Below are 12,972 nucleotides of genomic sequence, written 5' to 3'. Positions count from 1 at the left end.
AGCATATGCATGATATAATAATGAAGAGGTGACATGATGAAAAAAGACACATTAGGATTTATCCTTTTAGGAAGTGCATTTATATTATCCATCATTGCAAGAATATTATGGATGAGTGGATTAGGGTTTGTGGTAATAATGAGTAGTGAAGCCCCATATTTATTAACGTATATTGATAAGTTTTTATTAATATTTGAAGTCATAGGTATTATCCTTATACTGATAGAGCATCATAAAAATTCATGGGTACTTATCATGGGTTTATTACTCTTACTCTCAATTCCTATGAGTGCAGCTTTTGGATGGTGGCAATTAAGAGATATCACATTTGACAGTGAAGTTAAAAACAATTTAATGATTTCTTATATTGATTATTTAGATTTATTGATGGTGGCATTTGTATTTACATTCTTTAAAAAGGTGACACCTTTTGGAAGAATTGTGATGTATATTTATTTAGGAGCAGCAATCATGGTACGATTTATGTCTTTAGTCCTACCAAACTTATTGAGTCAGACCCAATTGGTTCAGCAAATTTATATGATTAATTCCGTCTCACATTTAGTGATATATACCATATTAACAATACTCATGGTTGTGTTATTTGATATGTCACTTGACCCAGATAAAGTCAAATAAGTTGAAATAACTCAATAAATGTATTAAAATAAGGTTATCAACTCGTGATATTGTCAGATACATCGACTACAGGGGAGAGAGTTCGGTGTATCTATTATCAATGAAAAGAAGCGATTCATGCTTCTTTTCTCTTTTTAGTGAAGTATAATAGAAGTATAGAAAGGTGTGATGAACATGTTTTTATTTGAAGAAGGTAGATTTTATCAATTAAATCAAGAGGATAAAATGATCGCAGAAGTAACATATCAAACAAAGGGTCATGTATTCTACTTAGATCATACATTTGTAGACCCAAGTCTTAGAGGGCAAGGTATTGCTAGAAAACTTGTCGATGAGGTGGTCTCATTAGCAAGAAGTAAAGGTTATAAAATTAAACCTGTTTGTCCATATGCATTAAAATTATTCATCGAAGATCCATCATATGGAGATGTTTGGGATAAATAAAAACATAAGGGAAGCCATTGGCTTCCCTTTACTTTTTAGATTGAGTAACAGTTATTCGACCATCAAGTAGATAATTGATATAAGGAACTAAATCGTCTTTATCCCCTTCAAATAAGCAACTGATTGGTAAAATAAGTAAATTGTTGAAATGTGTATGAATAATCAGATGAGTATTAAATGAATCAACTTTATATATTCTATCATAGTAATACAGTGTATCATTTAAACGTCCATCATCATCTTGATGAACACGAATATAATCTTTTTCAAAAGTGATTGTATATATGGATGTATAAATATGCTTTGCATGTAGTAATGACTGCTTGAGATTGTTTTTAGGTGATTGTATAATCAAATATGGAAATAGTATTCCAAATGCTATCCATAAATATCCAACTATGGAAGTTAAATCATCTTTGAGTTCTAAAAAAGCAAGTAAGCCAAAGATAACAATAAAAAATATGCCTACTTTGATTGAGTTTTTTCTTAACTGAGATAAAGCTAATAGGTGTGCTTGATGTAAATCTGTAATAATAAACTTAAACATTAAAATATCCCCTTATATAATATCTTATATTATAACATGCATGTATCTAAAGATATGTTATTTTTTGTAAGGTAAAGTAAATTTTAGTATAATTTTATTGACAAAAAGCAATCAAAAATATATAATAGAACAGGTGTAAAAAATATTTACATTTCAACGATAACATCTTGGCTTCACAAAGCCAAAATATCAATAATGAAACACCTGGAAATGTGTTTCAAGAAAGGAAATTAGAAAATGCCTACCATATCACAATTAATTACAACTCAACGTTCTGACAAGAAGTATAAGAGTAAATCACCTGCTTTACAATACGGTTTTAATACCTTAAAGAAAGCTGATTCAAATTATGCATCTCCTCAAAAACGTGGTGTATGTACTCGTGTTACAACTATGACTCCTAAAAAACCTAACTCTGCATTACGTAAATATGCTCGTGTTAGATTATCTAACGGAACTGAAGTAACAGCTTATATCCCAGGCGTAGGACACTCACTACAAGAACACTCCGTAGTGCTTGTTCGTGGTGGACGTGTGAAGGACTTACCAGGGGTAAGATACCATATCGTACGTGGAACCTTAGATGCTACTGGTGTTGCAAACCGCATGCAGGGTAGATCCAAATACGGTGCTAAGCGTCCAAAAGCTGGTAAAGCTGCTGTACCTGCAAAGAAAAAGTAATTTAAATATTACAAACAAAATCTAAACAAGAAAAAACGAAAGGAAGAAGGTGAACAATATGCCACGTAAAGGACACATCGTAAAGCGTGATGTATTACCAGATCCGATTTATAATTCCAAATTAATTACTAGAATTGTTAACACAATTATGGAAGATGGAAAAAAAGGAACTGCACAAAGTATATTATATGGTGCGTTAAATCGCATTAAAGACCAAACAGGTCGCGAGCCAATTGATGTTTTCAATGAAGCTTTGAATAATATCTCACCAATCTTAGAAGTAAGAGCTCGCCGTATCGGTGGTCAAAACTATCAAGTTCCAGTTGAAGTTAGACCAGAAAGACGTCAAGCACTAGCTTTAAGATGGTTAGTACAATATGCAAAACTACGTCATGAAAAAACAATGGAAGAAAGACTTGCAAAAGAAATTTTAGATGCTTCACAGGGACAAGGTGCCTCTGTTAAGAAGCGTGAAGAAGTACACAGAATGGCAGAGGCGAATAAAGCATTCGCTCACTACCGCTGGTAAGAAGGGATTGTGAAATTATGCCACGTCAATATTCATTAAAAATGACTCGCAATATCGGTATCATGGCTCACATTGATGCTGGTAAAACAACAACTACAGAACGTATTCTTTATCATACTGGTAAAATCCATAAGATTGGAGAAACACATGATGGTGCTTCTCAAATGGACTGGATGGAACAAGAACAAGAACGCGGGATTACAATTACTTCTGCGGCTACAACTGCTGTTTGGAAAGAACACAGAGTAAACATTATCGACACTCCAGGACACGTCGACTTCACAGTTGAAGTTTCTAGATCACTTAGAGTTCTAGATGGAGCTGTTACTGTAATTGATGCACAAGCGGGGGTAGAACCTCAAACAGAAACTGTTTGGAGACAAGCTACCGAATATAAAGTACCAAGAATTGTTTATGTTAATAAAATGGACAAGATTGGTGCAGATTTCAAACATGCGATTAAAACTTTACACAGCCGTTTAGGTGTTAAAGCAAACGCAATTCAATTACCTATTGGAACTGAAAATGATTTCAATGGTTTAATTGACTTAGTTACAATGAAAGCTTATCACTACCAAGGTGATGCAGATGAGACAACAACTGAAATTGAAATCCCTGCACACTTACTTGACCAAGCTAAAGCTATGAGAATTGAATTAATTGAAGCTGTTGCTGAATATAATGATGACTTAATGAACATCTATTTAGAAGGCGAAGAAGTTTCAGTTGAATTACTTAAAAAAGCAATCCGTACAGGTGTTTTAAAAGTAGAATTCTTCCCAGTTGTAGCAGGATCAAGCTTTAAAAACAAAGGTGTTAGAAAAGTATTGGATGCAGTTATTGACTATTTACCATCACCACTTGATATTCCTGCAGTTGTAGGACATACATCAGAAGGTGTTGAAGTACTTCGTCATGCAGATGACAGTGAACCATTCACTGCATTAGCATTCAAAGTTATGACAGACCCATTTGTTGGTAAGTTAACATTCTTTAGAGTATACTCTGGTACAATCAAGAGTGGATCATATGTACAAAATACAACAAAAGATACACGTGAAAGATTCGGACGTATCTTACAAATGCATGCGAATAACCGTCAAGAAATTGATGAAGTATACGCAGGAGATATTGCAGCAGCAGTTGGTTTAAAAGTTACTACTACAGGTAATACATTAGCACTTGAAAATGATGATATTATTTTAGAGTCTATGAACTTCCCTGAACCAGTTATTGAAGTTGCAGTTGAACCAAAAACTAAGAATGACCAAGATAAGATGGGACAAGCTTTAGCGAAATTAGCTGAAGAAGATCCAACATTTAGAACATATACAAATACTGAAACAGGTCAAACGATTATTGCAGGTATGGGTGAATTACACTTAGATATCTTAGTGGATCGTATGAGAAGAGAATTTAAGGTTGAAGCAAACGTTGCTGAACCTCAAGTATCTTACAGAGAAACAATTACAGTTCCTGCTGAAATTGAATCTAAGTTTGTTCGTCAATCAGGTGGACGTGGACAATATGGACACGTTGTCATTGATTTCGAACCAAACCCTGGTAAAGGATTTGAATTCGTTGATAAAATTGTTGGTGGTGTTATTCCAAGAGAATACATTCCATCCGTTCAAAAAGGATTAGAAGAAGCATTAGGTGGTGGTGTTTTAGCTGGATTCCCTATCGTAGACATTAAAGCTACATTAAAATTCGGTTCATACCATGATGTTGACTCATCTGAAATGGCATTCAAAATTGCAGCAAGTATGGCGTTAAAAGAAACTAAGACTAAAGCGCAAGCTGTTATCTTAGAACCAATCATGGACGTTGAAGTAGTAACTCCAAATGACTATGTTGGTAACGTTATTGGTGACTTAACTTCCCGTCGTGGACGTTTAGAAAGCCAAGAAGGAAGAGGAAATGCGATTGCAATTCGTGCATTCGTACCACTTTCTGAAATGTTTGGTTATGCAACAAGCCTTCGTTCAAATACTCAAGGACGTGCTGTATTCGTGATGCAATTTGATCATTACGAAAGAGTACCTAAGAGCATTCAAGAAGAAATCATTAAAAAACGTGGTTCTAACTAATCCACTTCACAAAAAATTAGTTATATGATAAAATAAAAAATAATAGATTATTATGTAAATAATAAATTATAGGAGGATTTTGCGTCATGGCAAAACAAAAGTTTAACAGAACAAAACCCCATGTTAACATTGGTACTATTGGCCACGTTGACCATGGAAAAACTACATTAACTGCTGCTATTACTTCTGTATTAGCAGGTAAAGGTTTAGCTGACAAGAGAGACTATAGTCAAATCGATGCTGCACCTGAAGAAAAAGAACGCGGTATTACAATTAACGCGTCACACGTTGAGTATGAAACATTAATCAGACACTACGCACACGTAGACTGCCCAGGACACGCTGACTATGTTAAAAACATGATCACTGGTGCTGCGCAAATGGACGGAGCTATCTTAGTTGTTTCTGCTGCAGATGGTCCAATGCCTCAAACTCGTGAACACATCTTACTTTCACGCCAAGTTGGTGTTCCAAAGTTAGTTGTATTCTTAAACAAATCTGACTTAGTTGATGACGAAGAGTTACTTGACTTAGTTGAAATGGAAGTAAGAGAATTACTTTCAGAATATGATTTCCCAGGAGATGACATTCCAGTTATCCGTGGATCAGCTTTAGGTGCTTTAAATGGTGAACCTCAATGGGTTGCTAGAGTAGAACAATTAATGGAAGCTGTAGATACTTATATCGACAATCCAGTTCGTGCTACTGACAAACCATTCATGATGCCAGTTGAAGACGTATTCACAATTACAGGTCGTGGTACAGTTGCTACTGGACGTGTAGACCGTGGTATCGTTAAAGTTGGTGACCAAGTTGAAATCGTTGGTATCCGTGATACTCAAACAACTACTGTAACAGGTGTTGAAATGTTTAGAAAATTATTAGACCAAGCTGAAGCTGGGGATAATATTGGTGCTTTATTACGTGGTATCGACCGTGCAAACATCGAACGTGGACAAGTATTAGCAAAACCTGCTACTGTTAAACCACATTCTAAATTCACTGCTCAAATCTACGTATTATCAAAAGAAGAAGGTGGACGTCATACAGCATTCTTCTCAAACTACCGCCCACAATTCTACTTTAGAACAACAGATATCACAGGTATCATCACTTTAGGTGAAGGTACTGAAATGGTTATGCCAGGTGATAACGCTGAAGTTACTGTTGAATTAATTCACCCAATTGCACTTGAAGAAGGAACTAAGTTCTCTATTCGTGAAGGTGGAAGAACAGTTGCATCAGGATCCGTTGTTAAAGTTCTTGAATAATTTCACATTTTAGCAAATTCGAAGGACTTCTTTAAGAAGTCCTTTTTGTTATATGATATAATTTATCAATAAGGATATGGTGAATGATCAATGATTGATACACATGCTCACTTAAATACGATCGAATACATCAATGATTTAGATGAAGTCATCCATCGTGCTAAAAATGTTGGAGTAGAAAAGATTATTTTGGTTGGTATGGATTTAAAACATAATCAAAAAGCATTGGAACTTTCTTTAGAATATCCAATATTTTATCCAACAGTTGGGATACATCCTTGTTCAGTTGATGAAGAATCATTAGATGATTTATATGAACTTGCAAAAAATCCTAGAGTTGTTGCAATTGGAGAAACAGGAATTGATTTATACTGGCGACAAGATAACTTAGCGCTACAACAAGAAGTATTTAAGAAACAAATAGAATTAGCGATTCAACTGAATAAACCGATTATTATTCATACAAGGTCCTCATTTAATGAAGCATATGAAGTGATAAAACCTTATAAAGGTCAAATTAAAGGTGTATTTCATTCATTTTCATCGACATTAGAGGATGCATTAAAAGTGATTGAGTTAGGTTTATATATTGGAATTTCTGGTGTTGTCACCTTTAAAAAAGCACTTGAAATTAAACAAATTGTTGAACATATTGATTTAAAACATATCCTATTAGAAACGGATTCACCTTATTTATCTCCAAGTCCTTACAGAGGTAAAAGAAATGAATCTGCATATACGCATCTGATCTTAGAAGAAGTTGCAAGAATCAAACAAATAGATCCTAAAATTGTAGAAGATATCACAAATGAGAATGCTAATAAATTATTTAGATTGGAGTCATAATATGAAAAAAATAACAACCTTATTACTTGTTTTATTACTAGGATTCGTACTGGTTGCATGTGATGCAATTAATGAATATGTAGAATCCGTTAGACCTGAAGTTTTTGCGCCTGAGGTAACATTAGCTGAAGCTGAATTTATGGCGATGATTGATATATTAGATGATGCATCGGTTGCTATTAGCAATCAACGTATGTTTGATAGTACGTTTGAAGATCGAAAAGCGTCAGGTGTTGTTGTTAAAAAAACAACAGGACAGTTAAATCAAACATACTATGCCCTCACATCTGATTATGCTGTTAAAGATTCATTAACAGTTACAGTTTTTGTAAGTCCAACGGAAAGTGTTACAGGTAATGTTTTAAATCCGGATTCACTTATCTATGAATCCAGTATCAAAGTGATTTCATTTCAAACGAATAAAGCATTAGAAGTTGTTGAGTTAAAGAGTTTTGATGAAGATATTTTAAGTTTAAAATCTAGAACTATTTTCTCTATTGCAACACCGATATCCAATGCGTATTATAATATTGTTACCAATCCAGCAAGTATCATGGGTATTCAAGGTGAAATGATTATTCATGGAACCAATTTAAATCAAGGTACATTAGGTTCACCACTTTATTTAAAAGAAACCGGTGAATTAATTGGAATCAATGTAAAATATTCAACCACTGCAGGAGGTCGTCCTGAGGTCTTAATTAATGAAGCACTCTTCATTAATCATGTTATAGAAATCGTGGAATCCTTCTTATGAAAAAGATAAGTATGGTGATTCTTGCCTTACTCATCATCTTAATTCAAGGTTGTGCAGTGGGTCGGATAGAGCATGAAATCAGAGATGTTCCAACAGAAACAAGTTACCATGAGTTAGTAAGCTTATTAAGTGAAAGTACAGTTGCACTTCATGGTTATGATATGGAATTTTATTTAGGTTTAGGTAGTGGACTCATCTTCGAACAAGAAGATTTAGGAGACGGGTCTTATATGTATTATGTATTAACCAATTTCCACGTTGTTGACCGTATGAGCCATGTTAAGGTTCATACTGCAAAAAACACCGTAGAAATGGGTGATATTTATGGTATTCCTACGGAAACACCTAGGGATTATGATGATGTAGCAGTGGTTAGATTTATCAGTCAAGAAGTATATCCTACAGTTGATATACTACCATTATCAGAAGATAAAAATATTTATGTACAGTTAACGAAGGGTCAATATGTCTTTGGATTAGGAACTCCAGTCGATGAAGATAACTTTAATCTATTAACCAATTTAGGTGTCATAGCAGATTTAAGTGACCGCTTCATTACGCATACTGCAAATATTAATCCAGGTAATTCAGGTGGACCACTATTTAGTTATGATGGTACATTCATTGGTATGAATACACAAAGAGTAGAAGTTATTAATCAAGAAACAGTTTATTTGGTGAGTGAATCAATTCATGTCAATCATATTGCTAAAGTGATTAAGAGTTTACTAAAAAGCATCAAACCAAGATTAGGCATTCAAACACTTCCATATGAAGTATTTACAACTGTTAATTATCAAGAAGCCTACGGAGAACGTGCAGCTGGTTTTGATCCATTTGATAAAGTACCAAGAAATGAAGTCGGTATTGTCGTTGCAGACACTTCAAGTACGAGATCAAGTTATGGTAAGTTATTACAATACGATTTAATTAAAAAAGTAAATGGCAGTTCGATCACGACAACTGAGGATTTATTAAGAGAACTTGGGACTATTCAATATGGTAATGTATATACATTTGAAGTTATCAGAAAGAATTCAGATACGGGAAATTTTGAAAATATTGAGGTTGAAATAACAATATAAAATGAATGAACTCATTGAGTTATTAATTCAAAAAAACTTAAAAATAGCAATTGTTGAATCCATGACAGGTGGAAGACTAGCTTATGAATTTGTGAAACATAAAGGCGCATCCTCTATTTTTCAAGAAGGATTTATTCTTTATAGTAATGAATCTAAATCCAAGTATTTAGAGATTCCTTTAAAGGATATCGAAAATTATGGGGTTGTATCAAATTATATTGCACAAAAAATGGCAGAGCGTATGCATCAATTAACCAACCGAGATATTTCAATATCTGTTACAGGTTATGCCAGCGATAGATCGCCTAATGAAGCCTATTTCTCAATTTATTATAACAATGCAATCACAACAAAACATATTGTATTTAAAAGCACTGATAAACGTGAAGAAAACATTTTAAAAACAGTTCAATTGATTACTGAAAACTTAAAGGTTTTAATTAAAAAATAATTGAATTTTTAGATGCATCATGATATAATAGGAAAGCATGTAAAAATGCATAAAAAAATAGATCCTTGTCAGAAATGACCAAGAAGACCAAAAGGAGGAAACAAAGATGAAAAAGTATGAACTCATGTATATTGCTAATCCTCAATTAGACCCAGAAGCGCTTAAGACTTTGATTGCTGATTTAAACAACGTTGTAACAAACAACGGTGGCACAATCTTAGCTTTAAAAGAAATCGGTTTAAAAGATTTAGCATATGAAATCAACAAGCATAGAAAAGGTTACTATGTTTGGATGTTAGTTGAGACTACACCAGAAGGTATTGCTGAATACAAACGTGTTATTCAGATTACTGAATCAGTGATTCGTCATATTGAAATTAAAGAAGGTGAATAATTATGATTAACAGAGTAGTTCTTATCGGAAGAATTACAAAAGACGTAGATGCAAGATCCACAACAAGTGGCATTTCTGTTGTGCAATTTACTGTCGCAGTCAATCGTAATTTTAAATCAGCTAACGGTGAAAACGAAGCAGATTTTGTTCAATGCGTTGCATGGAGACAAACTGCAGATTTCATGAAAAATTATGTTAGAAAAGGCGCTTTATTAGGCGTTGAAGGTCGTATCCAAACTAGAAATTATGAAGATACCAACGGCAGAACAGTTTATGTTACTGAAGTTGTTGCAGATTCTGTACAATTATTAGAATCTAAGGATGCTTCTACTAGAAGAGGATATGAAGATACCAGTAGTCCATCAGAACCACAAGATGATTTCTTTGAAACATCTAAAAAATTGGTTGCTGACGATGACTTACCATTCTAGAAAGGATAAATAATATGCAAGATAAACAAAGACGTGGTGGATTTAGAAAACGTAAAAAAGTATGTTTCTTTACAACAAACAAATTCACTCATATTGACTTTAAAGACGTAGACTTACTTAAGAAGTTCATTACAGAACGTGGTAAAATCTTACCAAGACGTGTAACAGGTACTTCAGCTAAATGGCAAAGACCTTTAGCACAAGCAATTAAACGTGCGCGTCATATGGCATTATTACCATTTGTAAAAGAATAATTAGATATAAGTTATCCCCAAATAATGGGGATAACTTTTTATTTATAATCTTAGATTATATGATATAATTTTATATAAAGTGAGGTAGTTTAATGAAAAGAATATATCTACTTGTTACTTCGATCATCTTATGGGTTATCTTTTGGATCGGTTGTTTCCTATATTTATTTACCGATCTCCTAGATTCTATTGAAAGCATTGAACTTATTTTAATCCTTGGTACATTCACATTTTCAATCATTGTCGTTGGCATGATTCTTTTTGTCTTAATATCACAATATAAGTCTCAAATTAAAAATTTAACCAACCGTTTAGCAAGATGGAGCAAATTAAGTCCTAGAGTCAATCAAGTAGGAGACGATGCATTCCATGAACTACCTATTGGTATTTTAATCTTAGATGATGATCAACTTGAGATAAAATGGGTCAATAACTATGCTAAAAAGATATTTGAAACAAAACTTGTCGATAAGCAAGTTTCTGAAATTTCTGAAAGCATGGCTGAATTTATTAAGACGAACCCTAAGGACCCTGTAACTATTTCAGTTAAAGACCATAAATTTGAAGTCATTTATAAACAAGAATTAAAGGTTTTATATTTATTTGATGTATCTAGCCGTGAAAAAGCTAAAGAAGAATATATCAGTCATTTACCTGCAATTGGTATTATGAACTTAGATAACTTCGAAGATAATATGGCGAACTTTGATATTTCAGAACAATCGAGTATTAAGGGTGAATATTTATCCACCATTGCAGATTGGGTAGAAAATTATAATGGATATTTAAAACCGTATGGTGATAACCGTATGGTCATGTTAGTTAAAAGAAAAAAATTAGAAGAAATGATGAGTAAACGTTTTGATATTTTAGAACGTATTAGAGATATTTCTTTAAAATATAATATTCGAGTTACAATCTCTATAGGGATTGCATCTTGGGATTTAGATTATGATGAGTTATCAGATTATGCACAAAATGCGATTGAACTTGCTGAAAAACGCGGAGGGGATCAGGCGGTTGTAAATATTCAACATCAAAAAATTGCTTATTTCGGTGCGAAACTAGAATCCATTTCTAAATCAAGTCGAGTTAATGCGAGACAGTCTGCTCAAACGATTAAAGATTTATTTGATCATGCGGATCAAGTCTTTATTATGGGTCATGACCAAACAGATTTAGACTCCTTTGGATCGATGATTGCAACCTTAAAGATGAGTTTATCATCTCCGGATGTTGCAAGTTATTTAATTATAGATGAAGAGAAACTAGACCCAACAACAAGTGATGTTTATAAGATTTTAAAACAAAATAAGAGTCAGGCATTAAAACATGTGATCACCACAGAGTCTGCTTTAAATAAAGCAACCAAAGATACTTTATTAGTCATTTTAGACACTCAAAACTCAGACATTGTTCATAGCCGTGAACTCTTGAGTTTAAACCTAAAAACAGCTATTATTGACCATCACCGAGGAAATGAAAACTCTATTGATGGAGACTTTACGTTTATTGATCCAGGTAGTTCATCAACAGTAGAACTCTTAATGGAACTCCTAAGTTTTTATCCAAGAGAAGTTTTAATTGATCCACTAGAAGCATCCATCATGTATGCAGGACTCATTGTAGATACCAATACATTTACATACCGAACCAATGCACGTACATTTGAGGTTGCATCTAAGTTAAAAGACTTTGGTGCAGATACCATCATGGTTAAAACTTGGCTAAGAAGTGATTTAAACAGAATCATTTCACAAAACAATTTATTAAGTGGTATTGAAGTATATTTAGACCGATTCGCAATCGTTAAAACCAACCAAATTTATGAAGATAGAGCATTTATTGCTCAAGTATCACAAGCATTATTAGAAGTTAAAGATATCGATGCAGCATTTACAATTGTTAATTTAAGTGATCATCTTGTTGGTATTTCAGCAAGAAGTTACGGCGGGATTAACGTACAAGTGATTATGGAAGAAATGGGTGGTGGTGGTCACTTAAACAGTGCTGCAACCCAGATTAAAGATGTAACAGTAGAAGATGCATACAAGCAATTAAAACATATATTAGAGTTAGAGTACGGAGGAGACAATACACCTATGAAAGTTATATTATTAGAAGATGTGAAGGGTAAGGGTAAGAAAGACCAAATTATTGAAGTTGCAGGAGGATATGCAAATTATTTAATTTCTGCAAAACAAGCACTACAAGCAACTGAAGAAAACTTAAAACAACTTGAAAAACAAAAAGAAGAACTTCGTAAAGAAGAAGAAAAGTTGATTGCTTTAATGAAAAAGATTGCATCTGAAATTGAAGGTAAATCTGTAACATTAACCATTCAAGTAGGTCAAGATGGTAAACGTTTTGGTTCTATTACTTCTAAACAAATTGTTGAAGCGTTTGAACAAAAACACCATATAGCTATTGATAAGAAAAAACTAGAATTACAAACAGATATTACATCAGCAGGTATATATCCTGTTGTAGTATCTTTAGATAAAGGTATTAAAGCAACATTTGAAGTCAATATTATTGAAAGAAGAGATTAAT

The 12,972-nt window shown here is 33.4% G+C and carries 15 protein-coding genes; 14 read left to right on the top strand and 1 reads right to left on the bottom strand.

Translation table 11 applies throughout. From position 1 onward, the window contains the following. Positions 1-36 precede the first annotated feature (36 nt). Together B5X49_RS03555 and B5X49_RS03550 are read left to right on the top strand one after the other, a co-directional pair. A complete protein-coding gene (locus tag B5X49_RS03555; RefSeq protein WP_045749784.1) occupies positions 37-639 on the top strand; it encodes a hypothetical protein in 603 nt (200 codons plus the stop codon). Positions 640-813: 174 nt separating this feature from the next. Next, positions 814-1,083, top strand: coding sequence for a GNAT family N-acetyltransferase (locus B5X49_RS03550; RefSeq protein ID WP_045749783.1), 270 nt, complete (start codon positions 814-816; stop codon positions 1,081-1,083). 28 nt (positions 1,084-1,111) lie between these two features. Here the strand turns inward: B5X49_RS03550 and B5X49_RS03545 are convergent, their stop codons facing one another. Then, a complete protein-coding gene (locus B5X49_RS03545; RefSeq protein ID WP_045749782.1) occupies positions 1,112-1,630 on the bottom strand; it encodes a hypothetical protein in 519 nt (172 codons plus the stop codon). 237 nt (positions 1,631-1,867) lie between these two features. Here B5X49_RS03545 and rpsL point away from each other — a divergent pair, with 237 nt between their 5' ends. The 12 genes from rpsL (at position 1,868) to rplI (ending at position 12,971) form a co-directional block, all read left to right on the top strand. Beyond that, positions 1,868-2,311: a 30S ribosomal protein S12 gene (gene rpsL, locus B5X49_RS03540; RefSeq protein WP_045749781.1), complete on the top strand. Its 444-nt coding sequence runs from the start codon at positions 1,868-1,870 to the stop codon at positions 2,309-2,311. 58 nt (positions 2,312-2,369) lie between these two features. Continuing rightward, positions 2,370-2,840 (top strand): 30S ribosomal protein S7, encoded by a 471-nt coding sequence (gene rpsG / locus B5X49_RS03535; protein WP_045749780.1) that lies wholly within the window; start codon positions 2,370-2,372, stop codon positions 2,838-2,840. Between the two features lie 17 nt (positions 2,841-2,857). Then, positions 2,858-4,930: an elongation factor G gene (gene fusA, locus B5X49_RS03530; RefSeq protein ID WP_045749779.1), complete on the top strand. Its 2,073-nt coding sequence runs from the start codon at positions 2,858-2,860 to the stop codon at positions 4,928-4,930. A gap of 86 nt (positions 4,931-5,016) precedes the next feature. Beyond that, positions 5,017-6,201, top strand: coding sequence for an elongation factor Tu (tuf, locus tag B5X49_RS03525; protein ID WP_045749778.1), 1,185 nt, complete (start codon positions 5,017-5,019; stop codon positions 6,199-6,201). 90 nt (positions 6,202-6,291) lie between these two features. Then, positions 6,292-7,047, top strand: a complete 756-nt coding sequence (locus B5X49_RS03520; RefSeq protein ID WP_045749777.1) for a TatD family hydrolase — start codon at positions 6,292-6,294, stop codon at positions 7,045-7,047. 1 nt (position 7,048) lies between these two features. Then, positions 7,049-7,804: a hypothetical protein gene (locus B5X49_RS03515; RefSeq protein ID WP_079560655.1), complete on the top strand. Its 756-nt coding sequence runs from the start codon at positions 7,049-7,051 to the stop codon at positions 7,802-7,804. Then, positions 7,801-8,889 (top strand): S1C family serine protease, encoded by a 1,089-nt coding sequence (locus B5X49_RS03510; protein WP_045749775.1) that lies wholly within the window; start codon positions 7,801-7,803, stop codon positions 8,887-8,889. The genes B5X49_RS03515 and B5X49_RS03510 overlap by 4 nt, the downstream gene beginning before the upstream one ends. Before the next feature lies 1 nt (position 8,890). Continuing rightward, on the top strand, positions 8,891-9,340 hold the full coding sequence (locus B5X49_RS03505; protein ID WP_045749774.1) for a CinA family protein: 450 nt from the start codon (positions 8,891-8,893) through the stop codon (positions 9,338-9,340). Between the two features lie 106 nt (positions 9,341-9,446). Next, entirely contained in the window at positions 9,447-9,734 is a 288-nt protein-coding gene (rpsF, locus tag B5X49_RS03500; protein ID WP_045749773.1) for a 30S ribosomal protein S6, read from the top strand. A gap of 2 nt (positions 9,735-9,736) precedes the next feature. Beyond that, positions 9,737-10,165: a single-stranded DNA-binding protein gene (gene ssb, locus B5X49_RS03495; protein ID WP_045749772.1), complete on the top strand. Its 429-nt coding sequence runs from the start codon at positions 9,737-9,739 to the stop codon at positions 10,163-10,165. Positions 10,166-10,179: 14 nt separating this feature from the next. After that, entirely contained in the window at positions 10,180-10,419 is a 240-nt protein-coding gene (gene rpsR / locus B5X49_RS03490) for a 30S ribosomal protein S18 (protein WP_045749771.1), read from the top strand. A gap of 92 nt (positions 10,420-10,511) precedes the next feature. Then, entirely contained in the window at positions 10,512-12,971 is a 2,460-nt protein-coding gene (gene rplI / locus B5X49_RS03485; RefSeq protein WP_052670126.1) for a 50S ribosomal protein L9, read from the top strand. The last annotated feature ends 1 nt before the right edge of the window (position 12,972 follow it).

The sequence above is a fragment of the Acholeplasma oculi genome (assembly GCF_900166985.1).
GTDB classification, from domain to species: Bacteria; Bacillota_I; Bacilli_A; order Acholeplasmatales; family Acholeplasmataceae; genus Acholeplasma; species Acholeplasma oculi.
The sequence above is the reverse complement of the archived record's forward strand: the minus strand, read 5'-3'. Positions and strand labels throughout refer to the sequence as shown.

What these genes read in the sequence shown, in the direction of transcription:
- B5X49_RS03555 (WP_045749784.1), top strand. Translation starts at nt 37, where the DNA reads ATGAAAAAAGACACATTAGGATTTATCCTTTTAGGAAGTGCATTTATA.
- B5X49_RS03550 (WP_045749783.1), top strand. Translation starts at nt 814, where the DNA reads ATGTTTTTATTTGAAGAAGGTAGATTTTATCAATTAAATCAAGAGGAT.
- B5X49_RS03545 (WP_045749782.1), bottom strand. Translation starts at nt 1,630, where the DNA reads ATGTTTAAGTTTATTATTACAGATTTACATCAAGCACACCTATTAGCT.
- rpsL (WP_045749781.1), top strand. Translation starts at nt 1,868, where the DNA reads ATGCCTACCATATCACAATTAATTACAACTCAACGTTCTGACAAGAAG.
- rpsG (WP_045749780.1), top strand. Translation starts at nt 2,370, where the DNA reads ATGCCACGTAAAGGACACATCGTAAAGCGTGATGTATTACCAGATCCG.
- fusA (WP_045749779.1), top strand. Translation starts at nt 2,858, where the DNA reads ATGCCACGTCAATATTCATTAAAAATGACTCGCAATATCGGTATCATG.
- tuf (WP_045749778.1), top strand. Translation starts at nt 5,017, where the DNA reads ATGGCAAAACAAAAGTTTAACAGAACAAAACCCCATGTTAACATTGGT.
- B5X49_RS03520 (WP_045749777.1), top strand. Translation starts at nt 6,292, where the DNA reads ATGATTGATACACATGCTCACTTAAATACGATCGAATACATCAATGAT.
- B5X49_RS03515 (WP_079560655.1), top strand. Translation starts at nt 7,049, where the DNA reads ATGAAAAAAATAACAACCTTATTACTTGTTTTATTACTAGGATTCGTA.
- B5X49_RS03510 (WP_045749775.1), top strand. Translation starts at nt 7,801, where the DNA reads ATGAAAAAGATAAGTATGGTGATTCTTGCCTTACTCATCATCTTAATT.
- B5X49_RS03505 (WP_045749774.1), top strand. Translation starts at nt 8,891, where the DNA reads ATGAATGAACTCATTGAGTTATTAATTCAAAAAAACTTAAAAATAGCA.
- rpsF (WP_045749773.1), top strand. Translation starts at nt 9,447, where the DNA reads ATGAAAAAGTATGAACTCATGTATATTGCTAATCCTCAATTAGACCCA.
- ssb (WP_045749772.1), top strand. Translation starts at nt 9,737, where the DNA reads ATGATTAACAGAGTAGTTCTTATCGGAAGAATTACAAAAGACGTAGAT.
- rpsR (WP_045749771.1), top strand. Translation starts at nt 10,180, where the DNA reads ATGCAAGATAAACAAAGACGTGGTGGATTTAGAAAACGTAAAAAAGTA.
- rplI (WP_052670126.1), top strand. Translation starts at nt 10,512, where the DNA reads ATGAAAAGAATATATCTACTTGTTACTTCGATCATCTTATGGGTTATC.